The organism is Gammaproteobacteria bacterium (assembly GCA_024235095.1).
GTDB lineage: Bacteria > Pseudomonadota > Gammaproteobacteria > Competibacterales > Competibacteraceae > UBA2383.
In genome coordinates this window covers 786,297-810,721 of record JACKNC010000002.1, presented here as the reverse complement: position 1 = coordinate 810,721, position 24,425 = coordinate 786,297, and the positions used below count along the sequence as shown (strand labels likewise).

The window sequence follows — 24,425 nt, the reverse complement described above, 5'->3', positions numbered from 1 at the left end:
GGAACCATAAACCATAAAACATGATGAGGAGGATAAAACAATGTACGCAAATCTGGCCGTAAGCACTCGCCCTGTCAGCCTGGGTCATCCCGTGGCCGACTATCGGGCCGCCGATTATCTGCGTCAGGAGATCGCCTTTTTTGAGACCCGCCTGCACGAAATGGGCGAAAGCGGTGATTGCGCCTACGAGCATGCGCTCAGTCGCGCCTATGAAACACTGTTGTGCGAACGCCGTCAACAATTAGCGCAATTACAAGCTTGAATTTACGGACCTGCGCGGTTGCGCTCGTTAGCCTATGGCTGACGTTACCCAACCCGTTAGCTCAGGCTGCCGTGGAGCAACCCGTCGCGCCTTTCCAGGCTCGCTATGAGCTGTATGGCGTGGGTCTCCCCTTGGGCGAGGCGTTTATGGCGCTGGACTACCCTGAACCGAGCCATTACGCCATGCGTTTTGAAGTGCGTCCCAACCGTCTGGTCGGGCTGTTGACGTCGAACCAGGTTCAGGAGCAAGCCAGCGGCGAAATTCATAATGGCCAAGTCCAATCCACTCAGTACGCACAACAGGCGGACACCGGTGGAGAGACTCGCGATATCCAATTGCGCTTCAACCGGTCGACCGGGCAGGTCGAGGCCCACGACAATGCCGAACAAGCGACATTACCGCTATCGCCTGGCGTGACCGACCCACTCAGCCTGCATCTGATGGTGATGTGGGATTTGGAGCGCGATCAGTTGCCGGAACAGTACGCACTGATTGATGGAACCCGAATTCGCACCTATCAGATCCGCAACGAAGGCGAGGAAACGCTGAAAACGGCGCTCGGCGAATTGCACACGGTGCGCGTTAGTCAAGCCCAATCGGATGGAAGTCGCATCACCACCTTCTGGTTCGCTACCGATTTGCAGTATCTCCCCGTGCGCATCACTCGGCAGAAAAAGGGCCGGGAGGATTTGCGGCTGGAAATCCGTTCGGTCGAACGCGAATTCACCACACCCTAAAACCACTTGTGATCCAGGAAGTTTTTACGATGTCTGAATCTGCTAATTGTATTTTCTGCAAAATTGTCCGTGGCGAAATTCCATCCATTAAAGTCCATGAAGATGCCCAGACGCTAACCTTTATGGATGTCCGCCCAGCTAGTCCAGGCCACACTCTGGTGATTTCCAAGACGCATGCGTCCAACTTGCTGGAGATTGCCGAAACTGATCTGCTAGCGGTTACCCTGACGGTCCAGCGCGTGGCTCGGGCTATCCAAAAGGCATTGGCCCCGGATGGGATGCGCGTCAGTCAATTTAACGGTGCCGCTGCCGGCCAGACGGTATTTCATTACCACGTCCACATCATCCCAATGCAAGAGGGGCAGCGGACTGGTTCGCATGGTCGAGAGTCCGCTAACCCACAAGAACTGGAATCATTGGCCGCGCGAATCCGCGCAGCGCTGCAATCTTGACGCGGATCACTTCCGATGGGGTCGGTCGCCGCGAGCGCGACGAAACAGGACGATGTCAACTCGCCGGTTCATCTGCCGGCCTTGGGGCGTAGCGTTGCTGGCGATGGGTTCTTCTTCACCACGCCCCTGAGTGATTAACCGGCGGTTATTCACGCCTTGGGCGCTGAGAAACGTCGCTACGCTTTCTGCCCGGCGCAACGAAAGATCGAGATTATAGCTTTGTGAACCTTGATTATCGGTATGGCCGATAATGCGACTCCGAATGCCACGATAACGCTTCATCAGCCGGGCGACTTCACGCAGCGTAGGAGCGAAATCGCGGTTGATGTCGGCGCTGTCATAGGCAAACATTACTTCGCTGGGCAGCCGCAGCCGCAGGCTGCCATCGGGCAGGGATTCGACGCGCATGCCCAGTCGGCGATATTTTGGAGTAATAATGCGTTCAAATTCCTGCTGGGCGCTGCTGAGATCATCACTGCCTGATGGGCCGCTGTCCGCATCTTCATAGCCCTCTCCAGCGGGCTGCGCGACGGCGCTGCTGGGGACCATGAGGCCGGTAGCAAGAAGCGTCAAGGTCAGCAGACCCAACGCGACAAGACGGGATAAGTTCATCATGAAAGCTCCTTGAGATTCGAGTGCAAATTCAAAATATAGAACAAAAATGGCTGATCAGAAGAGCGCTCTGTATAAGACACTTACCACTGATCGCCCTGCGCTTCGGGATCGAAGTCTAGTGGGCTGACACAGAAGTTTTGACAGGTTCAGAGGTTTCTAGGTCCACCGGGGTTTCAGAAGATTTCAAGGGAGGATAGAGGCGCTTGAGTTTGACCCGGGCCAAGTCGGTGCCGAACTGCCAGTGGATTTTGGTCTGACGTAGGTTGCGTGGGCCTTGCCAAGCGGCGATTTCCTTCCGCAAAGTTTCGAGGTTCGCAATGCGGCGATTCAAACACTGGCCGGCGAGAACAGCGAACTCACATTCCGCCATATTGAGCCAACTGCCATGCTTGGGGGTGTAATGAAATTCGAGCTTGCGGGTGATCCGGCGGGCTTCCTCTGGAGAAAAGACACTATACAAGGCCGCAGGAGTGTGGGTATTGAGGTTATCCACGACCAACCGGATTCGCTCCGCCTTCGGAAAGTACACATCAACGAGTTGCTGCATTTGCTGGGCAAAATCGCGTTTGGTGCGCTGTTTCGTGACATTAACATGACGCCACCCGCGCAAGGGTTGTACGAATAGAAATAAATTGGCGGTGCCTTCGCGTTTGTATTCACAGTCATAGCGCGCCGGTTGACCCGGGCGGGCGGGTTGAGGACAGCGGGTTTCGCTGGTCAATTGCACCGGACTTTCATCGAAGCACACTTGGGGGTATTGAGGATCATCGGGTTCGGCGTACAGGTCCAACACATCCTCCATATGCCAAACATAATCGGGACTGACACTGGGAATACACCATTCTTGACGTTGCCAGGGTTTGAGGTCGTTTTTTTAAGGATGCGCCGCACACTCTCACGGGAAATGGCTTCGATGGGCCGGAGTTCCATGAAGCGGTCCGCTAACAATTGGAGAGTCCACTGACAACGGCCAGCGGGCGGGGTACTACAGGCCAAGGCGACCAGAAAGGCGGCCTGTTTGCCGGTCAAGGCCGGGGGCAAACCGACTCGTGGCCGCTCGCTTAACGCCGCCAGCAACCCTTCGTCGACAAACCGTTGACGGGTACGATGAACGGTCGAAATCCCCAAGTGAAGGCTTTGGGCAATGGCCTCATCCGTCGCCCCTTCCGCAGCCTGCAGCAACACATGGGCACGGGCAACCTTGCGCGCCGCTGCCTTGCCTTTATGAATGACCTTCAGCAGGTCTTCCCGCTCCTCTTCAGTTAGATCAACCAGATACTTGTGGGCCATGGTGATTCCTCCTGTTGATCTCAACCATAGGGCACCCACCGCTACCTGTCAAAACTTCTGTGTCAGCCCACTAGCTACAGCAGCACCTCTTGCGGACCCGCTCGCCACCTGCCGTCGGAAAAAACTGTGCGCTAGGTCCTGGCTGCGCTCCCTGTTGTCGGCGGCGCCGCTGGAATAAATTTTTAAGTCTAATCTTGATAAAGCCAAGCGCCGTATTATTATTATTCAGGATTGAAGCTTTTGAAATTTTTGGTTCTTTGAGAATTCTTGTGAAGCCAGCCGATTCAAGGACGACTCGTGGCTCTAACCCGTTGACCTTGAAAGAAGCAGCATCGGCTTAGTGTGCTAAGCTTAGCCCAGAAACCCACATTCCATAAAAACCTCCAATAACCAATTTTTTGATTATTTATCAATATAATATAAACGCCATAGATTGATCTAGTATCTCGAATACGCAACATGAGTGCTTTTGTAACGCCTCTACAAAGGGTAAGAAATTATGTCAGCGCAAAAAAAATTACATGAAACCCTATCCTTAGTGCGAGACCAGAAAAAAACAGGTCGGGTGTATGTCTATATCCGAGAAGAAAATTTCATCAACTGTGTATGGATCGTTGTCAAAGAAGGTCAAATTTTCGATGTTATTTTGCAAAAGACCTCCAAACAAACCCAAGTCAATAATTGTTTAACTTGGCCTATTAAAGATGTTGTTTTCTTGGCGACGCAACTGGGTGAAAACGAAAAACCAAATCCCCATGCTCCAAGCATCGACTTATTGTTTAAACAAATGGAGTCAGATGAATCAAATATGGGGGCAATACCTACTGAGCACACAAGACGCTTATTCCAATTATCCACTCAAATTAATGCAATTATCGACAGGAAAGGATTAGACAGATCGATAGTTCGAGGACGCATTGGATTGAAAGCTGGGATATTGATGAATATCACGGAAAATACGCCGGATGATCCAAATAAGATCGAAAAACTCATACAAGCCACTAACGAGATTCTAGGAGAAAAATTGCAATGAAATCCAGTATTAGATACAAGCTATTGCCTGTCATTGTGCTTGGCGTCATTACTTTAGCCACCATTTTTTATACGATTTCTATTCAAAGCAAAAGATCTGCGGTGGAAAAGAGCGCCATCGACCGGATCCAATCAGCAAGGCAAACTTTTTATAATCTAGAAAAAAACGATATAAAGATGTTGAAGGCTGCTCTTATCAGTTTCACAACTAATGAGGATTACAAAGACATATTTCTAGAAAACGACAGAAACAAGCTGTACCATTACGGTCAAAATCTTTTTTTAGATAACAAAAAATTAGGGATTACTCATTTTTATTTTCATCGAAAGAATGGCACCGTTTTTTCTAGGCTGCATGATGAAGGAAAATTTGACGATTCATTAAATCGAATTACTTTCAATCAATCGAAAAAAACCGGCTCTTGGGGAACAGGGATAGAGCTTGGAAAAACAGCGTTCGCCTTACGGGTTGTTACACCTTACTTCAAAGAGGGCGACCTGATCGGTTATGTGGAATTTGGTGAAGAAATCGATCACTTCATCGAAATTATGAAGGACCAAACAGAGATGGATTATGTCGTGGTAGTGGGTAAACAGTTCATCGATGCAAGAGATTGGGCGTCAGTCAGAGAAAGCAAAGGGTTAGACAATAACTATGATGAACTTAAAGATTACGTTGTTATCGATACGACTCTGACAGATCCATCGATCTTCAAAGATTATGTTTTTAGCCCAGACGACTTGACTGCTGTCACCGACGAAGGAAAATTAATCAAGCATTTTGAGCTTGGCGGCAAATATTATGTTGGTGGTGGATTCTCATTATACGACGCTGGCAACAAAAAGGTCGGCGCCGTGATTACTCTCGACGATTTCACTGCTGTTGAACAAACCTACCAAAAAGCCGGTTTCAATATGCTACTCATTACTCTTGCTGGAACCCTGATTATTAGCATGATTATGATCTTGGTAGTGAGCTTAGTGGTAATTTGGCCGCTTGATAAAGTAGTTAATGCCACAACCCGTGTAGTAGGAGGTGATTTTACTGCTAAAGTAGAGGTAAAATCTAATGATGAGATTGGGACCCTCGCCAAAATGATTGAAGAGTTTAAACGAATCATGGTTGATACCGCTCAAGAACTTGAGCAACTAAGAAGAAACAGAGGCGGTTAATCTAACCTTTGGTAAAAAGGCAAAGATTAATTCTACTTTGTCAGAATACCTGTCATTATTCGTTAAGTTACTGTTTGCGGTAGGCGGAATCGATCGCAGCCTGCCGTTTTCGGTAGCGCGCCTCCTCTGGCAGATTCCCATCGTCTCCTCAGCGATTTCAGTCAAACTTACTTTAGCCTAACTCAGAACGGATAGGTGGTAAGATATAAGGCACTGGAAAGCAGGAAGGAACAGCTATCAGACCTTGGCGATTGGCTGGCCGCTACTGCTAAAAACCTTGCGGCTATCATGATCGTAGAGAAATTCCAGGGGGGCGCGGCCACTGACAATGGCCAGCGCTTGTTCGACATGGCTGCGACTGGCCGCGATGATGGCGCCATTAACTTCATTCTGGTCGCGAGCCTGCTCGATAGCGCGTTCGAATTCCGACGCCAACTTATGCAAAATCCCGCGTTGCTTGCGAGTTGGCGCGGCTTCCAGACAGGTTTGCAATCCCTGCCGATCGGCGGTAAAACCTTGTTCACGCAAGTAAGCCATCCGTGCTGTATCTAGACTGCGCAACCGGTCAGCGCTGATCTGTTTTTCACCAGCAATATGCTCCAGCGCCGTCACGTCACGGGTACGCAAGGCGTCATATTCCTGTTGAAGCAATTGCTGCAGCCCCTCAATGAGGGCTAACTCTTCGCGCAACAATTTCTCCAGCATGGTCAAGCAGTCCTATGCGAGGGTTAGCTCATCAAATTCGAGCATTTTATGCGCGATCCTGTTCGAATCGACCCGGTATTCGCCCTTGGCAATCGCGTTACGCAGCTTTTCAATTTTTTCCTGATCCATCGGCGGTTGTCCTTCCGCCTCGTGGGTTTCAATCTCGCGTAAATGCAGCGAACTCCTAGTGAGATTAACCTGGTCGCTCTCCGCATCTGACTTGTTGAGCAAATCGCTATTTGGCGATTTTCCCGTCTTTGCGGTGAGGAACTGCTCCACAGGGCCATTGCTGCTGCGTATAGGAAAAGTCGAAATGGAATTGATGATGGCCATAGTGGTGATCCTTACGCCGTTAGTTTTAAGACTTACCCAAGTTATCGGCTGTACCTCATGAAACTTTAATATAATTTCAGTTATCTTCCAACCTCGACGCGCCGGTTGACGGTTACTTTACCTTCGACGACTCGTTGAGATCTTTCGTTGCGCACACGTAGCCGTTCGCCGATGCGCGCGTCATTTAGGGCGATGCCGCTGGAGGTAATTTCGATGCCGCTTTGTCCTGCGACGAGGGTAACGGTTTCGCCACGGCGGACCGCTGGCGGTATTTTGACGGAGCGCGGTGGAATAACCTTTCCCGCCATTAATGCGCGTTGTAGTTGCCGACCGATCAATTGTTGGGGGTCAGTTTCGTAACCGCTGGGCAGCGTGGACAGCTCGCGGCGTTCGGATTGAAAGTCGGCGGCGCTGAGAATGGTTCCCCGGCGCAGGAAGCGCTTAGCGACCAGCACTTGGTCATGGATCTGGATATTGGCGCTAAGGTAGAGAATCCAGGGTTTGGCGTCAGGACAGCGCACACCGATCGAGGTATTGCCAGCGGTGCGTGCGCCACTCGGCAGGAAAGCTTCCAGCGCTGCCTGGCATTTGGGCAATCGTAGGCGAGGATCAAGCGGTTGTAACCGGATATTCGGCGGTTCTTCGCGGCCGCGATGTTGCGCCGTCAAAAAAGTGTGAGCGGCGCGCTCAATGTCGTCAAGCGGTTGTAAGGTAGGGTCCGCCATGACGAACGTCGACGCCGCCAGCCCGCAGCAACCGCTGAGCAGGAGGTTTTGAAGAGTAGGGGTTCGCATGGGTTTGGCCTTCTTAAAAAGGAACTTCTATTGCGAATATTAAGCAAATAGTGTTCCATTATTAGAGCTATTCCTGAATATTTTTCTATTATTTTCAATTTACGGTTCTTCGAGGGTTTCTGTGGAATGTGGACTTCTGGGCCAAGATCAATACGCCAAGTCAGCGCTGCCTCTTTCAAGATCAAAAGATTGGATCTGCGAGTCGCCTTTGAGTCGGTTGGCTCCACAAGAATCCTCGAAGAATATAAGTTATTATATTAATTTATAATTTTTAGGCACCATACATTATGCGCAATAGACACCAGACTGAATCCGCTAATCGATTGATGATACAAACCGTTTGGCCTTTCGTGGTGATCATCGTCATTCTGTTAGGTTCGATGATATTCAGCCTGGATATCATGTCCTCGATGCGAGCCTTCGTGGGTGGGGAAAGCATGTGGTCGAAGGGGCAGAAACAGGCGCACATTTCGCTTGTAGCCTATATCTATTCCTATTCTGAGACGGACTACCAGGATTTTCTTAAAGCCATCGCCATTCCGATGGGGGATCGTAAGGCCCGTATTGCACTCGACAAGGCGGAGCCAGATGTGAAGACCGCTTTCGAAGGGTTTGTCGAGGGAGGGAATCACTCTGAAGACATACCGGGAATGATCCGTTTGTATCGCTACTTTGGGAAAACACCGCTTCTAGAGGAGACAATCCGCTTCTGGGCTGAGGGCGACGTCCACATCGCTAAACTTAATTCTCTGGGGCATCGATTGTATCAGGAGATCACTGCGGGTGACTGGAATCGCGCCGACATGTTCAAAGCGATTCACGCGTTGAATTCCATCAACCAAGAGGTTACTCCCTTCGAGGACGCGTTCTCGACATCGATCGCAGCGGTGTCGCACCAGGTAGAACAGGTGATTGCCGCCTTACTCTTGGGGTTGACGACCCTGTTGACCACCCTTGGTTTGTACTTTTCTCGCCGGTTGGCGTCTCAACGCCAGGCCTCGATGCGAGCTGAGCGTCAGGAAGCCGATAAGAATAGAACTTTCCTGCACAATGCTAGCGATGGTATTCACATCGTGGATACAGACGGCGACATCACGGAAGTCAGTGATTCCTTCTGTGCCATGCTGGGTTACGAGCGAGATGAAGCGATCGGAATGAACCTTACCCAGGTGGAAGTACTGCGCAATCAAGATGAAATTGCCAATTTAATGAGACATATAATTGAAAGAAATACACGTTTTCAGATTGATACGATACACCGACGCAAAGATGGCAGCTTGCTTGATGTGGAACTCAGTGTCATGCCAGTGATTCTTGACGAACAGGTCTTCTTATTCAGCTCGACCCGCGACATAACAGCACGCAAGCAGGCAGAAGCGGCGCTACAGGAGTCCAGAAACCTGCTTCAAGCTGTCATCGATCATGTTCCCATGCGCGTATTCTGGAAGGACCGGACGTTGCGCTATCTGGGTTGCAATCCCGCCTTTGCCCGGGATGCCGGAAAACACGATCCAAGTGAGCTAATTGGCAAGGACGATTACCAGATGGGTTGGGCAACCGAGGCCGATCTGTATCGCGCCGATGATCAGGAGGTCATCGACTCTGGCATACCACAAATCAACTACGAAGAACCCCAAACCACACCAGATGGACGAACGATTTGGCTGCGCACCTCGAAAGTTCCCCTGACGACCATAAATAATAAGGTGATTGGCGTACTTGGAATCTATGAGAACATCACGGAAACAAAACGATTGCACGATGAATTGGTCCAGCACCGTGCTCACCTGGAGGAACTGGTGGAAGCTCGTACCGCTGAACTGAAACGAGTCCACCAGAACATCGCGGATACTCAATACGCCATGGACAAGGTTGGGATCGGCATCACATGGGCGGATTTCGCCACGGGGCGTTTCACCTATTCTAATCCTTATGCCGCTGAGTGCCTCGGTTATACCCCCGAGGAACTGTGTCAGTTAACGGTCTCCGACATTGATTCCCACTTTCCGGCCGAATGCTATAGGGAGATCAGGGAACAGATCAAACAGCAAAGTTATATACAATTCGAGACCGCGCAACGCGCCAAAGACGGCCATCTGATTCCCGTCGAAATGACGATCTACTACCAGGCCGCTAAGGATAGCTCCGGCCCTCGCTTCATTGCCTTCCAAACCGACATCAGCACCCGCAAGGAAGCGGAGCAGGCCCTGGTGGACGCCAAAGAGGCCGCCGAAGCGGCCAATCTGGCCAAGAGCCTTTTTCTGGCCAACATGAGCCACGAGATCCGCACGCCGATGAACGGTGTGATCGGCATGACCGGCGTGCTGCTCAACACGCGCCTGACCGACGAGCAGCGCAAGATGGCCCAGGTCATCCACGACTCGGCTCAAACCCAGCTGAGCATCCTCAACGACATCCTTGATTTCTCCAAGATCGAGGCCGGCAAGCTCAAGTGCTCTATCGAACCTTTCGCGCTGGCCGAGGTGGTCGAGAAGACCTGCGCCACGCTGGCCGAACAGGCCCGGTTGAAGGGGGTGACGCTGCGTCATACCGTGGATGCGCACATCCCCCCGGCCCTGGAGGGCGATGCCCTGCGGGTGCGGCAGATCCTGTCCAACTTCCTCAGCAACGCCATCAAATTCTCCAGCGGTTTGGGCCGCACGGGGAACGTTGAGGTGGTCGCGCGGCGAGCCGACGGAGAAGGGGGCCGGGTCTGGATCGAACTGGCGGTGCGCGACAACGGCATCGGCATGGATGCGCAGACGCAGGAGCGGGTGTTTCATCCCTTCGCCCAGGCCGACGCCTCGACCACGCGCCAGTACGGCGGGACGGGATTGGGGCTGGTGATCAGCGCGCGCCTGGCTGAAGCGATGGGTGGCGAGATTCGAGTGGAGAGCACGCCGGGGGCCGGCAGCACCTTCACCGCCCGCCTGCCTTTTCCCTGCGCCGACGAGGCGCCCCTGGCCGCTGCCACTGATGCCCAGAACCGACCGCCACCTCAAATCACCGTTCTGAATCGCGCGGAAGCCATTGTGCAGGGGCGGTTGATCCTGGTGGCCGAGGACAACGCGACCAATCAGGAGGTCATCCAGCAGCAACTGGCCCTGCTGGGCTACCCCTGCGACCTCGCCCCGGACGGACGGGCCGCCTTCCGCCAGTGGCTGACCGGCGACTACGCCTTGGTACTGTCTGACCTGCACATGCCGCACCTGGATGGCTATCAGCTTGCTCAGGCAATCCGCCGGGAAGAGGCCCAGCGGAGGAACGGCCACATCCCGATCCTGGCCTTAACGGCCAACGTGCTCCAGGACGAAACTGAGCGTTGCCAGGCCAGCGGCATGGACGGCTACCTGGCCAAGCCCGTACCCTTGTCGCAACTGCGGGAACAACTCATCCACTGGCTGCCAGCCGCCGCGAACCCGCGTCCAGCGAGCCGGACGGCTGAGATGCCTGCCTCTGCGGAGGCTACAGAAGAGACGGAGGACGCAGGTGAACTTCCGGTGTTCGACCCTGGTATTCTGATCCAGATGGTGGGGGACAAATCGGCCATCCACCGCCGCCTACTGGAGAAGTTCCAGGTCACGGCGCAGGCGCAGGCCGAGCGCCTCCACGCTGCGGTTGCCGAGGGAGATGCCGCCGCCGTCAGCCAGATCGCGCACAGTCTCAAATCCAATGCCCGCGCCATCGGCGCCCTGCAACTGGGTGACTTGTGCGAAAAACTGGAACAGGCCGGCAAGGCCGGAGACCTGACTGCACTTCAGGTTCAACAGGATGTGTTTGATTCCGCCTTTGAAAGGGCTAGCAAGACTATCGATGCCTTCCACCCGGATCAATGAGCTAAATGGCGCCAAAATGACCACGACCCAACTGGAAATCTTTCCCTGGAACGAAAACTTCGCGACCGGCATCGAGGAAATCGACGTACAGCATAAGCGTCTCGTCGATCTTCTCAATGCTCTGGTGAGCTATCTGGCATTCAATGCCGATGCCCCGGCCCTGAATCAAGTCTTCGACGAATTGAAAGACTATACGGTCGTGCATTTCTCGACTGAGGAACGTATCTGGCACGAATATTTCCAGAATGATCCCTGGGAGGTATGGCATAAAGACGCCCATAGTGATTTCATTGCCAAGGTGCTCGAGATCAAGCAGAAAGAAACCGAGTTACCGTTGGATGATGTGATCGTGGAGATTGTCGGATTCCTGACGCGTTGGCTGGCTTTGCACATCATCGAATCCGACAAGCGCATGGCCAAGGTGGTGCTGGCCTTGCCTTCTGGCATTTCGTTCGAACGCGCCAAGGAACAGGCGAATGAAGAGATGGCTGGAGCCACTCGCGTTCTGATTGGCACCATCATGGATATGTACGACAAGCTGGCCAACCGCACGATCGCGCTAACACGCGAGATCAGCCGGCGCATGAAAGCAGAAGCGGAGTTGCGCGACGCGCAGAATGAATTGCTGGAATTGAAAAACGCGGCGATCACGGCGAGCCAAGCCAAGAGCGCCTTCCTGGCCAACATGTCGCACGAGATTCGCACGCCGATGAGTGGGGTGATCGGCATGAGCGAAGTGCTGCTCAACACGCGCCTGACGGACGAGCAGCACAAGATGACATGCATCATCCGCGATTCCGCCCAAACCCAGCTGGGCATCCTTAACGACATCCTCGATTTCTCCAAGATCGAAGCCGGCCGGCTGGATCTCTCTATCGAATCCTTCACCATTGCCGATGTGGTCGAGAAGACCTGCGCCATGCTTACCGGACAGGCTCGACAGAAAGGGGTGACGCTGCGCCATGACGTGGATGCGCACATCCCCCGCGCCCTGGAAGGCGATGCCCTGCGGGTCCGGCAGATTCTCACCAACTTCACCACCAATGCCATCAAATTCTCCAGCGGGCTGGACCGCGCGGGCGACGTCGAGGTGGTCGCGCGGCAGGTGGGCGAAGCCAGTGATCCAGTCTGGGTCGAACTCTCGGTGCGCGACAATGGCATTGGCATGGATGCGGCGACGCTGGAGCGAGTGTTCCATCCCTTTACCCAGGCCGACGCGGCGACCGCGCGGAAGTATGGCGGCACCGGGCTGGGGCTGGTGATCAGCACGCGCTTGGCCGAGGTGATGGGGGGCGAGATTCGGGTAGACAGCACGCCGGATGTCGGCAGCACCTTTACCGCCCGCCTGCCCTTTCCCCGCGCCGACGCGACGCCCCTGACCATCGCTGCCGACGCCCAGGACCGACCGCCGCCCCAAGCCACTATTCTTAGTCGCGCGGAGGCTATTGCCCAGGGCCAACTGATCCTGGTGGCCGAGGACAACGTAACCAACCAGGAGGTGATCCGGCAGCAGCTCACCCTGCTGGGCTACCCCTGCGACCTCGCCCCGGACGGACGGGCAGCCTTCAGCCAATGGCTGAGCGGCGACTACGGACTGGTGCTGTCCGACCTGCACATGCCGCACCTGGACGGTTACCAGCTCGCCCAAGCGATCCGGGTTGAGGAAGGGAAACGCGGTGCCGGCCGGACACCCATCCTGGCGCTGACGGCCAATGTCTTGAAGGGTGAGGCCGAGCGTTGCCAAGCCGCGGGTATGGACGTTTACCTGGCTAAGCCCGTATCGCTGCCTGATTTGCAGGCAGCCCTCGATCACTGGTTGCCCAAACCCCTCCTCGGCCGCGCCTCTGCGTTCTCGATCATGCTGCTCGACGACGATACGTTCATGCACGACCTGATCAGCAGCATGTTGGAAGAACTTGGGTATGACGATGTCTCCTGTTACGAAACGGGCGAATCCGCGCTGGCCATGTTGGACCAATCGACTGAGAAACCGGACGCCATCCTGCTCGACATCAACATGCCAGGCATGGACGGCATCGAATTCGTCGAACAATTGATGCAACGCCAATATTCGGGCTGCTTGATCCTGGTCAGCGGCGAAGACGAAATGATGTTGCGCGCCACGGAAAAACTCGCCCAGGAAGTCCATCTGTCGGTGGTCGGTTCAGTACAAAAACCCCCCTTACCGCAGCGACTAGCAGACCTGCTCGGGCGATGCCGAGCAAGACATGCGCCTTCAACACCGACCGCAGCAACGGTGGTCCGTAAGAGCTACGATGCCGCGGCCTTGCGCACGGCCATCGCCAACAGTGAGCTGGTCAACTACTACCAGCCCAAGGTAGCGCTGCCGGGGGGCGAATGGATCGGCGTGGAAACGCTCGTGCGTTGGCAGCACCCCGAGGACGGCCTGGTCTTCCCCGACCAGTTTATTCCGGTGGCCGAGGCCAGTGGGATCATCGGCGACGTGACGCGCGCTGTGTTAAAGGAGTCGATCCGCCAGGCGCAGCTATGGCGTGACGAGGGCTTCGCTCTACAGGTAGCGGTCAATGTCTCGATGGAAGATTTGACCGACATGGCGTTCGCCGATTTTGTCATTGAGCAGGCAGCGAGCCACAACGTTCTACCACAAGCGATCGTCCTGGAGGTCACCGAAGGACGGCTGATGCAGGATTTGGCGACGGCATTGCATGTGCTGACCCGACTCCGCCTAAAGCGCTTTCGCCTCTCCATCGACGACTTCGGCACCGGTCACTCCTCCCTTGCGCAACTGCGTGATTTGCCCTTTGATGAACTCAAAATCGACCGCAGCTTCACCCACAACGCCGGCAAAGATGCACGGCTCAAAGCCATTTTCACCGCCAGTCTCGATATGGCCAAGCAACTTCATATGGAAGTGGTAGTGGAGGGCGTCGAAGATGAGGAGGACTGGGCTTTTCTCCTCACCACCAGCAGCCAGATTGCCCAGGGCTATTTTATTTCTCGTCCGTTGCCGGCCGAAGCATTGCTCCATTGGTATGAGCAATGGCGGAAACGCCAGTAAATCAGCTCACCTGTTTCATCCGTACATTCGTGCGTTCCTTGATGGCGCAGCATCTTGCGTATAATGCGCATCGCCCGGCTTTCGGGCGATAGCTCTTAACCTTGCCTAAATACTGCTTGTACTGCATGAACGCTTCCTATGACGCCTCCGCGATTGAAGTTCTCAGTGGTCTGGACCCGGTCCGCAAGCGACCAGGGATGTACACCGACACGACTCGCCCTAATCACTTGGCCCAGGAAGTCATCGACAACAGCGTGGATGAAGCCATCGCCGGTCATGCCGGGACGATCACGGTCACGCTATACGCCGATGGCTCGCTGGCGGTTGAGGACGACGGACGGGGGATGCCGGTGGATATTCACCCGGAAGAGGGTATCCCCGGCGTCGAATTAATCCTGACCCGACTGCATGCCGGCGGTAAATTCTCCGATCGCAGTTACCAGTTTTCCGGCGGTCTGCACGGGGTTGGGGTATCGGTAGTGAATGCCCTATCCAGCCGTCTGGAAGTCCGGGTCAAACGCAACGGCAGGGAATACCAGATGGTTTTCGCCGGTGGCGACAAAGTGTCGGAACTAACGGAAATCGGCCTCGCGCCGCGCCGGGTCACCGGAACCCATGTGCGCTTTTGGCCCGATCTGCGCTATTTTGACTCGCCAAAGTTTTCCGTACCGCGCTTGCAGCATGTCCTGCGCGCCAAGGCGGTGCTGTGTCCAGGATTGAAGGTCAAGTTCAATGATGAAGCCACCGGTGAACAGGTTCTCTGGCATTATCAGGACGGTCTGACCGACTATCTGCGGGAAGCGCTGGGCAAAACGGCGCTACTGCCCGATCCCCCCTTTGTCGGTCATATTAGCAGTGAGCGCGAAGCGGTAGACTGGGCCTTGACTTGGTTGCCGGAGGGTGGCGAACCGGTGGCGGAAAGTTATGTGAATCTGATCCCCACGCCGTTGGGTGGGACGCATGTCAATGGCTTGCGTGGCGGCCTAACTGATGCAGTCAGGGAGTTCTGCGAGTTCCGCAACCTGTTGCCGCGCGGGTTGCGCATTGCGCCAGAGGATGTTTGGGAAGGTTGCTGCTATGTCCTCTCGGTCAAGATGCAGGACCCGCAATTCTCCGGCCAGACCAAGGAGCGGTTGTCGTCGCGGGAATGTGCGGTATTCGTCGGTGGGGTCGTCAAGGACGCGCTGAGCCTGTGGCTAAACCAGCATCCGGAAACCGGCGAGCGCATTGCTCAACTTGCGCTGGCGAATGCCCAGAAACGCTTGCGGGCCAGCCGCAAGGTCGTGCGGAAACAGGTGACCAGCGGCCCGGCGCTGCCCGGCAAACTGGCGGATTGCACCGCCCAGGACCTGGCGCGCACCGAACTGTTTCTGGTGGAAGGCGATTCCGCTGGCGGCTCCACCAAGCAGGCGCGTAATCGGGAATTTCAGGCGGTGATGCCCTTGCGCGGCAAGATTCTTAACACCTGGGAGGTCGATTCCGCCGAGGTCATGGCCTCGCAGGAAGTACATGACATCGCGGTGGCCATCGGCGTCGATCCCGGTTCCGAAGCGTTAACTGGGTTGCGCTATGGCAAAATTTGTATTCTCGCTGACGCCGATTCCGATGGTTTGCATATCGCTACTCTGTTATGCGCGCTTTTCGTGCGTCACTTCCGACCGCTGGTGGAGACCGGACATGTTCATGTCGCCATGCCGCCGCTGTTTCGCGTCGATGTCGGCAAGGACATATTTTACGCGCTGGACGAGGCGGAGAAACAGGGCATTCTCGATCGGATCGCTGCCGAGAAAAAGAAAGGCAAGATCAATGTCACTCGTTTCAAAGGACTGGGTGAAATGAATCCCCTGCAATTGCGGGAAACGACGATGGACCCGACGACGCGCCGACTGGTGCAGTTGACGCTGGAGACCGGCGACGACACCCTGAAATTGATGGATATGCTGCTGGCAAAGAAGCGCGCGGGGGATCGCAAGAACTGGTTGGAGGAGAAAGGCAATCTGGCGGAAGTGTAAGCATTCAGTCCCCTCTTCCCCTTTGACAGGGGGAGAGAGGTGTACACAGGTTACACTCAGCCTGCTTTCTTCACCCAGGCGGTGCACCAGCCGTTAGCGTTGACCAGCTTGCCCTGGAAAATCGCACAGGGGCCGCTTTCCTCACCCTCTTTGCCAGTGTACAGGCCACAACTATGGCAAGCTGCCGCTGTATCCGTCCGTTTGTCAGATTTGGCGGCATCGGCCACATAGCCCAGCGCCGACGCTTGGGGATCGCTCTCGCTGACCATCTCTGCGGCGTGGGCGGTTCCACTCAACAGGGTGCTGGCGAATGGCGCGGCAGCCAGGCCGATGGCGGTCAGCTTGATGAAACGACGGCGACTGTTATCAGGGGCATGATGATCCATAGCGGTTTCCTCGAAAATTGTTATTACCATAATCCTCGCATGATCAATTAATGCGAGCGATAGAATCATACCATGCGTCACGGGCAAACTGCTTGAGATTAAGCAATGACAATGATGTTTAACCAGGTTCGCTGGCGACGCCCGATCCTGTGGATCGGCGGCGGTCTTTTAGCGCTGTTGATCGGCGCTGTGATCATTCTGCTCATTTTGCTGCGCGGTAGCCTGCCGCGCCTGGAAGGAACCGCGACATTGCCTGGATTGGAGGCCGCGGTGACCATCGAACGCGACGCGTTGGGCATTCCCACGATTCAAGGAAATAATCGGCGGGATGTTGCGCGCGCGACCGGGTTCCTGCACGCTCAGGAGCGCTTTTTCCAGATGGATTTGTTACGACGCTCGGCGGCTGGCGAACTGGCGGAATGGTTCGGCCCGATGGCGCTGGAGGTGGATCGCGTTCATCGCTTGCATCGCTTCCGACAACGCGCCCGGCAAACGCTGGCGACTCTGCCTGCCGAAGAACAGGCGCTGATCGCCGCCTATGCCGACGGCGTTAACGCGGGTCTGGCGGACCTCCTCCAATCACCCTTCGAATATCTATTGTTGCGGGTTAAGCCTAAGTCCTGGCAACCCGAAGACACACTGCTGGCGGTGTACGCCATGTATCTGGACCTGCAAAGCGAGCAATGGCGACGCGAATCAGCGCGGGGATTGTTGCACGACCGGTTACCGCCGGCGCTCGCTGAATTTCTCGATCCGGTGGGCGGCGGATGGGATGCGCCCTTGCAAGGCGAACCCTTTGCCGCATTACCGCCGCCGGGTCCGGACATCTTCAGCACCCAACATGCGCCTGCTCTTTCATCGTCTTATGCTTTACGCTTTTCGCCTGCCGCTTCCGAGACTGATGCGCCGTTGGGCAGCAACAACTGGGCGGTGGCTGGCGATCTGACCGAACACGGCGGCGCACTGCTGGCTAACGATATGCATCTCCCACTGCGGTTACCCAATATTTGGTACCGGGCAACATGGGTTTATCCCGATGCAAAGGGCGGCGAACGGCGCATCTCCGGGATTACCCTGCCCGGCGCTCCGGCGATGGTCGTGGGAAGCAACGGACGCCTCGCCTGGGGTTACACCAATAGCGAAGGCGACGAGGCCGATCTGGTGTTGCTGGAGCCGGGCGATGACGATGACCATTACCAAACCCCGGACGGACCGCGATCTTTCGAACACTTCCAGGAGACTTTGGCGGTGCGGAATGCGCCGGATGAGACGCTGGAGATTCTGGAAACGATCTGGGGGCCGGTGCTGGATCGCGATCACCGCAACCGGCGACGCGCACTGCGCTGGGTGGCGCACGATCCACGCGCGGTTAATCTGCGCCTAATGGCGCTGGAACAAACTGAAACCCTGGAAGCAGCGCTGGATATCGCCCACCAGGCCGGTATTCCCACTCAAAATCTGTTGTTGGCCAGCGCCGATGGGCGCATCGCCTGGACTCTTGCCGGACCGTTTCCACGCCGCTTTGGCCATGACGGACGCCTGCCGTCTTCCTGGGCGGAGGGTCAGCGCGGCTGGTCCGGCTGGCTCGATCCCTCCGAGTACCCGCATGTCATTGATCCGCCCAATGGGCGACTGTGGACGGCGAACAATCGGGTGGTGGATCAGAACGAGTTGAAGCTTCTCGGGGATGGCGGTTACGCCCTTGGCGCGCGCGCCCGGCAAATCCGCGACGCATTACTAGCCGGAGAGCGTTTCAGCGAAGCAGATTTCCTAGCCCTGCAACTCGATGATCGCGCCCGGTTTCTGGAGCGCTGGCGCAAATTGCTGCTGACGACTCTGGCGCCGGAGCAGTTGCGCGCTGATCCACGACGCAGAGAGTTACGAAAATTCGTGATGGACTGGGGAGACCGGGCGACCGTGGATTCGGTTGGCTATCGCGCCGTGCGGACTTTCCGTCTGGAGGTTCGTCAACGCGCGTTTGCGCCGCTGATCGCACCCTGTTTGCAAGCCGATCCTTTTTTCGATTATGGCGCGTTCCGTCAGCATGAAGGGCCGCTGTGGCAACTGGTTTCCCGGCAACCGCAGTATTTGCTTGATCGCCGTTATCCCGATTGGTCAGCGTTGTTGCTGGAAGCGGCGGATGCGACGCTGGCGGCCTTGACCGCGGATGGCCGCCCTTTGGCCGCCCATACCTGGGGCGATCAAAACCAGGTGCATATCCAACATCCGTTCAGTCGAGTGCTCCCTTGGTTAAGCAGCTGGCTCGATCTGCCGGTGCAACCGCTACCGGGCGATCTTTACATGCCCCGGATACAAACCCTGACCAATGGCGCATCGGAACGGCTGGTCGTGGCCCCCGGCCATGAAGCGTCCGCTCTTCTGCATACGCCCGGCGGGCAGAGCGGCCATCCCCTATCGCCTTATTATCGGGCGGGACATGATGCCTGGGTTAAAGGTCTTCCGACGCCGCTGGAGCCGGGACCGGCGCAGCATCGGCTGATTCTTAAACCCTGAGAGGCTGTATGAAAAATCCGTAGCCTGGATGCAGGCCGTCAGGCCGAAATCCGGAGCCTTCCTATGATCTTACTCTTTATCTTACTGGACTCATCAGTCATAAGTTCTCTCCCTGAAAAGCCTTGACGGCCGCTCCTCAAGAGCAGCATGAATTCCCCTCAGCGGTCCGCGCCTGAACAACCCGGTCGCCCGAGGAGAATCCATGCTGATTTATGTATACCATGCTTGAGAAAGTTTTCGCAGCGCCTTTGCGCGGCAGCGCAGTTGGCTGCTGTTCTGCGCGGTGGTGTTGAGCTTTCTCGCCGCCCCGGAAATGATCGGGGTGACGTCAATGTGCCGGTTCTGGCAGGGGAATGAAGCGGTCTATCACCGGTTTCTGCATTTCTGTCGCTCCAAAGCTTATGATCTAGAGACCCTGTTGGCGACGTGGCAGGGTTATGTGTGGCGTCAGGCCGTCGCCGTCCAGGTGGCCGGGCGGGCTGTCTTGTTGGGTGATCATACGCTGGTGGTCAAGGATGGGGGGCGTATGCCAGGCGTCGTGTCGTTACATGACGCTTCAGAAACCCAGCACAAGCCATCGTACTTCCGCGGGCACTGCTGGGGCGCGATCGGGGTGGTGGTTGGCGCACTCGATGCTTGTTTTTGTTTGCCTTTAGCCCTGCGCATGCATCAAGGCTTTTGCCATTTAGGTCAGGTGGAACCGACTTCACCCCAAAGGGGCGCGGACCCGAGCCTGCCCGAGCGGGTGGTGCAGATGGCCCTGACGTTGACCATCGATCAGGATGGCCCCGCATTTTTAGTCTTGGATGCCTTTTTCTCGATCGCGGGGGTCTTTCGCTTGGCCCAATCCGTTTATTCCATCGCCTTGAAGCAACCGTATTTGGTGATCGTGGCCCGGGCCAAGAAAAATCCTCCTGTAAATTTTCCTGTGATGCTCTATGCGTTTGAAACTAACCGCAAGTTTGACGGATCATTCGCGGCTTCTTGAGGAAACCAGACAGAATCCCATTCATTATTGAGTTCGATCACCTTTAAAATGCCTAAACTTCGACTTCCTGCAGGACGCCAACTCATCCCTTTTTTCTTCTGACGACGTCCGATAACTTGATCACAGCCTTTCTCGATAGAACCACTTCCGATGGGTTTGCCTGCAATCTGACGACTTCGATAATCGATAATTTCATGCTGATGTTTTTCAAGATAATTGATCAGTTCAAGATGCTTTTCTGCATTTTTGGGTTGCACCTGCTCGACTAAGTAATTCAAAACCGTGACAACATCACCACGCCAGAGGTGATAGAACATAAACTTTAGATGCTGATTCTTCTCATCCTTATTCAAGGCAATCATACTCATTAAATCACGAATTTTTTTACCAAGATGGTACCAATCCAGGATAATCAGCACGGTGATACCAAATACCGCCCAAAGATGCTCACGAATGATTTTTGCGCCATCTGTAATCGCGATAATCGGCAATGGCTTTTCTTCTTTCCCATAATCTTCAATCACCCGGCTTTTCAGAATATCAGCAACCGGAATGATCGCTTTCCCCTGTCGATCAATCGGTGCGGTCAGGTATTCAAGATCGCCGTCTTTATTTTCAAAGAGAATGACGTCACTCGATACGGCAGACGTCTTCTTCGGTGCGGATTTCTCTGGCACTTCTTCCTTTATAACTGATTGTTTTCTTATACGATTTTCTTTCTGACCACGGACTTGAATGGCATCTTCGAAAATCAGAATTTCCCGACTTTCTGGGTCGTAAATATCAACATCAGGGTCAATGTTGATGACAGAACCACTCGTCTTCGATAAGGTTTCTTCCACTTGCGCGACGCACGCTTGACTGAGCGCTTGCGCCTTTTCAACCACCACATGGTGGATTTTTTGGTCACTGAGTTGTCGGAACCCGGTGACCCTCTCTATTAAATCGGATACATCGATATAGCTTAAGCGATTGCTATAATAAGCGGAGAATTCTTTTAACCGATCACTCACATAATCTTCCTGAAATTGATCCGTCAAATCAAAGTAGGTTCGATGAGGCAAACTAGGGTATTCTCGATCAATAAATCGCTGAAGTCTAAATTCAAAAGGTCCATGAAGCGTCTTAATCTTGATGGGTGTTGTCCCATTGCAAATCAAGTCTTTTTTTTATCCTGAATAAAGATGTTTTGAGCCGCTTCTAACAAATCAGCCTGAAGATCCGGTAGTGCATTTTTCTTAAATTCTTCAACTGCACCTTCAATACAATGCAAGCTTTGATTTCTCCAATCCAAAGAATATGTTCGTGTGGATCGATGATCAATAATACGACCTTCATCATCACGAAGAATCAATTCAACGGTCGGCATGGCGCTTCTCCAGATCAAAGAGGAGGCGTGGTTTTTTACAGAATTTCTGGACGCATCCTCAGCCGCCGCCCGATCGGCAGCCTTCCATGGATTTCGCCCTTTTTCAAAATCAATCAATGCCCTAATAGGCCGGCTCCAAAAGAGTTCTTGAAAAAGCAAAAAGTTAGATATCAGTATACCCTATGGTTTGTCTATCACAGGAAAATTTACAGGACCAAAAAGTTTGGGAAACCGCCTCGGATTTGCTATTAGCTTGGCGATTGCGCGCTAATACCCACCGACTGTTAGCCGTTGATCTCAGTCAACCGGTCATTGGCAACACTTGGTGGGCGTTTAAGACCGATTTGGAACCGGAACGTCGCAAGGCGCTGCTGCTCTGGCTGAATGGCAGCCTAGCTTTGCTGGCGCTTTTCGGAAATCGCGTAGTGACGCAAGGAGCCTGGATGCAGGTGAAAAAACCGGCCTGGGCCACGATGCCGGTTTTGGACGTGCGCGCCTTGAGCGATGCGCAAGCGGCGCGTCTAGCGGCGGCTTATGATGCGCTGTGCGACCGTGAATTACAGGCGCTGGCCAAACTGAATATCGATCCGGTTCGCCAGGCCATCGATGAGGCGCTTTGCCAGGCCCTGAACCTGCCGGATTTAAAGCCGGTGCGGGAGATGCTGGCGCAGGAGCCGGGATTGACCGGAAAACTGATACTGTTGCCACCCGCAGCGAAAATGAAAGGTTGAACGAGAGTGATCGATTCCTTCGTCCAGTGGTTCCGCCAGGCCGGACCTTATATCAACGCCCATCGCGGCAAAACCTTCGTCGTTTTGTTCGGCGGCGAAGCGGTAGAGGCCGAGCATTTTTCCAGCCTGATTCACGACCTGGCTCTGTTACATAGTCTGGGCATTCGCCTGGCGCTGGTGCATGGCGCACGGCATCAAATCGAGGCACGGCTGCGCGAAGCGGGACGGGAATGGCGTTATGTCAATGAATTGCGGGTCACTGAGGCGGATGACCTGCGCTACGTCAAGCAGGCGGTCGGCCGGCTAAGGTTGCGCATTGAAGCCCGCTTGTCGATGGGGTTAGCCAATTCGCCGATGCACGGCGCGCACCTGCGAGTCGTATCCGGCAATTTGATCACCGCCCGGCCGCTGGGGGTGCGCGACGGCGTGGACTACGGCTTCACCGGCGAAGTGCGGCGGATTGATGACCGCGCCATTCGGCTGTGGCTGGATCAGGACGCTATTGTCCTGTTATCGCCGATGGGCTACTCGCCGACCGGGGAAATTTTCAATCTCAGCGCCGAGGATGTGGCCGCTGCCGCCGCGATTGCACTACAAGCCGACAAATTGCTGGTGCTGACGGAGGGGCCGGAATTATGCGATACCGCTGGTCAGCCGATTCGGCAACTGAATCTCGACGAAGCCGGACAGTTGCTCGCCGAGCATCCCGCCTTGCCCGAGGAAGCCGCCCGTCTATTGCGTCTGGCTTTGCGCGCCGGTCAGACCGGCGTGCGTCGCGTTCACCTGCTCAGCCGGCGAGTCGATAGCGCGCTGTTGCTAGAATTGTTCACCCGCGATGGCGTAGGCGCGCTGATCGCCGCCGATACCTATGAAGGGTTGCGGACGGCGACCATTGATGATGTGGGTGGGCTATTGGAGCTGATTCAACCGCTGGAAGACGATGGAACGCTGGTGCGGCGATCGCGGGAGCGGTTGGAAATGGAAATCGAGCGTTTCGTTCTGTTGGAGCGGGATGGCGCCATCATCGGTTGCGCCGCGCTTTATCCATTTCCCGTTGAGCGATTAGGTGAGCTGGCGTGTGTTGCGATGCATCCCCACTACCGCAATCGAGGTCGCGCCGATGCGCTGCTCAGCTTTATTGAACGTCAAGCTCAGACCCAGGGATTACAGCGGCTGTTTGTACTTACCACCCGCACCGCCCACTGGTTTCGGGAGCGTGGTTTCGAGCCGGCCGAAGTGGGCGACCTGCCGATGGGCAAGCAGGAACTCTATAACTGGCAACGCCGTTCCAAGATATTCATAAAATCCCTGTAAGCTTTATGTGGGTTCATCCCTGAGGAATCATTTATGTCGACCGTCGCGTCTCCCACTCCCTTGCGAGTGATCCAAATCACCGATCTTCATCTGAAAGCCCAGCCTGGTAGTCGGACTTGGGGCATAGATGTGGACGCCGGCCTGAATACGGTGTTAGCGCATATTCAGGAAAATTATCCTGCTGTGGATTTAATGCTCGTCACCGGTGACCTGGTCGGAGATGAACCCGAAGCCTACGAACGAGTGCGCCAGCGACTGGAATTGCTGGAGTTGCCGGTCTATTGTCTGCCGGGCAATCATGATTTTCCCGCCACCATGAGCTGGATGCTGCGCAATGGATGGGTGCGGCGCAAGCGTCACGTCGTGACCGACCACTGGCAATTCGTGCTGCTGGATTCGAGTTTTCCCGGCACGCCCGATGGTCATCTGGCTTATAGCGAACTGGCCTTGCTGGACACGCTGCTGGTAACGGATACGGACAGGCACACCGTCGTTTGTTTACACCATAACCCCGTGTCTAGCCAAACGCCTTGGCTGGATACGATGATGGTAAGCAACCATGCGGCGTTATTCAGCGTGCTGGATCGTTATTCCCAGGTCCGCGCGGTCGTCTGGGGACACATTCACGCCGAATTCAGCGCCCGCCGGAACGGTGTTCACCTGCTGGCGACGCCCGCAACCTGCGTTCAATTCAAACCGCGCGTCCCGGAACCGCAAGTGGACGACCTGCCGCCGGGTTATCGCTGGTTCGAGTTATACCCAGACGGTGTGCTGCGTACTGGGGTAGAGCGGGTGGGGTGAAATCATCGCCGCGACCAGACCAAAGTGGTACAGATTGTAGC

20 protein-coding genes and 1 pseudogene are annotated in these 24,425 nt (G+C 55.0%); 13 read left to right on the top strand and 8 right to left on the bottom strand.

Annotated elements, in window-relative coordinates; genetic code table 11:
• Nucleotides 1-40: 40 nt before the first annotated feature.
• Genes H6973_16865 through H6973_16855 form a run of 3 tightly spaced genes read left to right on the top strand, consistent with a single transcriptional unit; the run spans nt 41 to nt 1,451 of the window.
• Nucleotides 41-262, top strand: a complete 222-nt coding sequence (locus tag H6973_16865; protein ID MCP5127249.1) for a hypothetical protein — start codon at nt 41-43, stop codon at nt 260-262.
• The gene (locus H6973_16860) at nt 259-999 is read left to right on the top strand and encodes a DUF3108 domain-containing protein (protein MCP5127248.1); all 741 of its coding nucleotides are present in this window, start codon (nt 259-261) and stop codon (nt 997-999) included. The genes H6973_16865 and H6973_16860 overlap by 4 nt, the downstream gene beginning before the upstream one ends.
• Nucleotides 1,000-1,028: 29 nt before the next feature.
• On the top strand, nt 1,029-1,451 hold the full coding sequence (locus H6973_16855) for an HIT family protein (GenBank protein MCP5127247.1): 423 nt from the start codon (nt 1,029-1,031) through the stop codon (nt 1,449-1,451).
• A gap of 6 nt (nt 1,452-1,457) precedes the next feature.
• On the opposite strand, the gene H6973_16850 is transcribed toward H6973_16855, so the two are convergent.
• Together H6973_16850 and H6973_16845 are read right to left on the bottom strand one after the other, a co-directional pair.
• Nucleotides 1,458-2,066, bottom strand: a complete 609-nt coding sequence (locus H6973_16850) for an OmpA family protein (protein MCP5127246.1) — start codon at nt 2,064-2,066, stop codon at nt 1,458-1,460.
• A gap of 115 nt (nt 2,067-2,181) precedes the next feature.
• Nucleotides 2,182-3,356, bottom strand: a pseudogene (locus H6973_16845) (IS630 family transposase).
• 499 nt (nt 3,357-3,855) lie between these two features.
• On the opposite strand from H6973_16845, the gene H6973_16840 reads away from it, so the two are divergent.
• Both H6973_16840 and H6973_16835 read left to right on the top strand, forming a co-directional pair.
• On the top strand, nt 3,856-4,389 hold the full coding sequence (locus H6973_16840; protein MCP5127245.1) for a hypothetical protein: 534 nt from the start codon (nt 3,856-3,858) through the stop codon (nt 4,387-4,389).
• Complete coding sequence (locus H6973_16835; GenBank protein ID MCP5127244.1) at nt 4,386-5,561, top strand: HAMP domain-containing protein; 1,176 nt, start codon at nt 4,386-4,388, stop codon at nt 5,559-5,561. The genes H6973_16840 and H6973_16835 overlap by 4 nt, the downstream gene beginning before the upstream one ends.
• Nucleotides 5,562-5,798: 237 nt before the next feature.
• On the opposite strand, the gene H6973_16830 is transcribed toward H6973_16835, so the two are convergent.
• The 3 genes from H6973_16830 to flgA form a co-directional block, all read right to left on the bottom strand.
• Nucleotides 5,799-6,266, bottom strand: coding sequence for a flagellar protein FlgN (locus tag H6973_16830; protein ID MCP5127243.1), 468 nt, complete (start codon nt 6,264-6,266; stop codon nt 5,799-5,801).
• A 12-nt stretch (nt 6,267-6,278) separates the two neighbouring features.
• Nucleotides 6,279-6,599 carry a flagellar biosynthesis anti-sigma factor FlgM gene (gene flgM / locus H6973_16825; protein ID MCP5127242.1) on the bottom strand — a complete coding sequence of 107 codons (321 nt, stop codon included), beginning with the start codon at nt 6,597-6,599 and terminating at the stop codon, nt 6,279-6,281.
• Nucleotides 6,600-6,679: 80 nt separating this feature from the next.
• A complete protein-coding gene (gene flgA / locus H6973_16820) occupies nt 6,680-7,393 on the bottom strand; it encodes a flagellar basal body P-ring formation protein FlgA (GenBank protein MCP5127241.1) in 714 nt (237 codons plus the stop codon).
• A gap of 287 nt (nt 7,394-7,680) precedes the next feature.
• On the opposite strand from flgA, the gene H6973_16815 reads away from it, so the two are divergent.
• The 3 genes from H6973_16815 to parE all read left to right on the top strand — a co-directional run bounded on the left by H6973_16815 (nt 7,681) and on the right by parE (nt 16,281).
• Nucleotides 7,681-11,229, top strand: a complete 3,549-nt coding sequence (locus tag H6973_16815) for a PAS domain S-box protein (protein ID MCP5127240.1) — start codon at nt 7,681-7,683, stop codon at nt 11,227-11,229.
• Entirely contained in the window at nt 11,207-14,269 is a 3,063-nt protein-coding gene (locus tag H6973_16810; protein MCP5127239.1) for a bacteriohemerythrin, read from the top strand. The genes H6973_16815 and H6973_16810 overlap by 23 nt, the downstream gene beginning before the upstream one ends.
• Nucleotides 14,270-14,394: 125 nt before the next feature.
• A complete protein-coding gene (gene parE, locus H6973_16805; protein ID MCP5127238.1) occupies nt 14,395-16,281 on the top strand; it encodes a DNA topoisomerase IV subunit B in 1,887 nt (628 codons plus the stop codon).
• A 56-nt stretch (nt 16,282-16,337) separates the two neighbouring features.
• Here the strand turns inward: parE and H6973_16800 are convergent, their stop codons facing one another.
• On the bottom strand, nt 16,338-16,667 hold the full coding sequence (locus H6973_16800) for a high-potential iron-sulfur protein (protein MCP5127237.1): 330 nt from the start codon (nt 16,665-16,667) through the stop codon (nt 16,338-16,340).
• Nucleotides 16,668-16,772: 105 nt separating this feature from the next.
• Between H6973_16800 and H6973_16795 the strand changes: the two genes are divergently transcribed.
• Nucleotides 16,773-19,181 (top strand): penicillin acylase family protein, encoded by a 2,409-nt coding sequence (locus H6973_16795; GenBank protein MCP5127236.1) that lies wholly within the window; start codon nt 16,773-16,775, stop codon nt 19,179-19,181.
• 286 nt (nt 19,182-19,467) lie between these two features.
• A complete protein-coding gene (locus H6973_16790; protein ID MCP5127235.1) occupies nt 19,468-20,169 on the top strand; it encodes a hypothetical protein in 702 nt (233 codons plus the stop codon).
• Here the strand turns inward: H6973_16790 and H6973_16785 are convergent.
• Nucleotides 20,118-21,233: a hypothetical protein gene (locus H6973_16785; GenBank protein MCP5127234.1), complete on the bottom strand. Its 1,116-nt coding sequence runs from the start codon at nt 21,231-21,233 to the stop codon at nt 20,118-20,120. The genes H6973_16790 and H6973_16785 overlap by 52 nt on opposite strands.
• 92 nt (nt 21,234-21,325) lie before the next feature.
• Entirely contained in the window at nt 21,326-21,655 is a 330-nt protein-coding gene (locus H6973_16780) for a hypothetical protein (GenBank protein MCP5127233.1), read from the bottom strand.
• Between the two features lie 65 nt (nt 21,656-21,720).
• Between H6973_16780 and H6973_16775 the strand changes: the two genes are divergently transcribed.
• The 3 genes from H6973_16775 to cpdA are packed head-to-tail and all read left to right on the top strand — an operon-like array spanning nt 21,721 to nt 24,384.
• A complete protein-coding gene (locus H6973_16775) occupies nt 21,721-22,269 on the top strand; it encodes a hypothetical protein (GenBank protein MCP5127232.1) in 549 nt (182 codons plus the stop codon).
• A 6-nt stretch (nt 22,270-22,275) separates the two neighbouring features.
• Nucleotides 22,276-23,583, top strand: coding sequence for an amino-acid N-acetyltransferase (gene argA / locus H6973_16770; protein ID MCP5127231.1), 1,308 nt, complete (start codon nt 22,276-22,278; stop codon nt 23,581-23,583).
• 33 nt (nt 23,584-23,616) lie between these two features.
• Nucleotides 23,617-24,384: a 3',5'-cyclic-AMP phosphodiesterase gene (gene cpdA / locus H6973_16765; GenBank protein MCP5127230.1), complete on the top strand. Its 768-nt coding sequence runs from the start codon at nt 23,617-23,619 to the stop codon at nt 24,382-24,384.
• Nucleotides 24,385-24,425 lie beyond the last annotated feature (41 nt).

Coding starts and splice junctions, on each gene's coding strand:
- H6973_16865 (MCP5127249.1), top strand. CDS start 41: ATGTACGCAAATCTGGCCGTAAGCACTCGCCCTGTCAGCCTGGGTCAT.
- H6973_16855 (MCP5127247.1), top strand. CDS start 1,029: ATGTCTGAATCTGCTAATTGTATTTTCTGCAAAATTGTCCGTGGCGAA.
- H6973_16850 (MCP5127246.1), bottom strand. CDS start 2,066: ATGATGAACTTATCCCGTCTTGTCGCGTTGGGTCTGCTGACCTTGACG.
- H6973_16840 (MCP5127245.1), top strand. CDS start 3,856: ATGTCAGCGCAAAAAAAATTACATGAAACCCTATCCTTAGTGCGAGAC.
- H6973_16835 (MCP5127244.1), top strand. CDS start 4,386: ATGAAATCCAGTATTAGATACAAGCTATTGCCTGTCATTGTGCTTGGC.
- H6973_16830 (MCP5127243.1), bottom strand. CDS start 6,266: ATGCTGGAGAAATTGTTGCGCGAAGAGTTAGCCCTCATTGAGGGGCTG.
- flgM (MCP5127242.1), bottom strand. CDS start 6,599: ATGGCCATCATCAATTCCATTTCGACTTTTCCTATACGCAGCAGCAAT.
- flgA (MCP5127241.1), bottom strand. CDS start 7,393: ATGCGAACCCCTACTCTTCAAAACCTCCTGCTCAGCGGTTGCTGCGGG.
- H6973_16815 (MCP5127240.1), top strand. CDS start 7,681: ATGCGCAATAGACACCAGACTGAATCCGCTAATCGATTGATGATACAA.
- H6973_16810 (MCP5127239.1), top strand. CDS start 11,207: ATGCCTTCCACCCGGATCAATGAGCTAAATGGCGCCAAAATGACCACG.
- parE (MCP5127238.1), top strand. CDS start 14,395: ATGAACGCTTCCTATGACGCCTCCGCGATTGAAGTTCTCAGTGGTCTG.
- H6973_16800 (MCP5127237.1), bottom strand. CDS start 16,667: ATGGATCATCATGCCCCTGATAACAGTCGCCGTCGTTTCATCAAGCTG.
- H6973_16795 (MCP5127236.1), top strand. CDS start 16,773: ATGACAATGATGTTTAACCAGGTTCGCTGGCGACGCCCGATCCTGTGG.
- H6973_16775 (MCP5127232.1), top strand. CDS start 21,721: ATGGTTTGTCTATCACAGGAAAATTTACAGGACCAAAAAGTTTGGGAA.
- cpdA (MCP5127230.1), top strand. CDS start 23,617: ATGTCGACCGTCGCGTCTCCCACTCCCTTGCGAGTGATCCAAATCACC.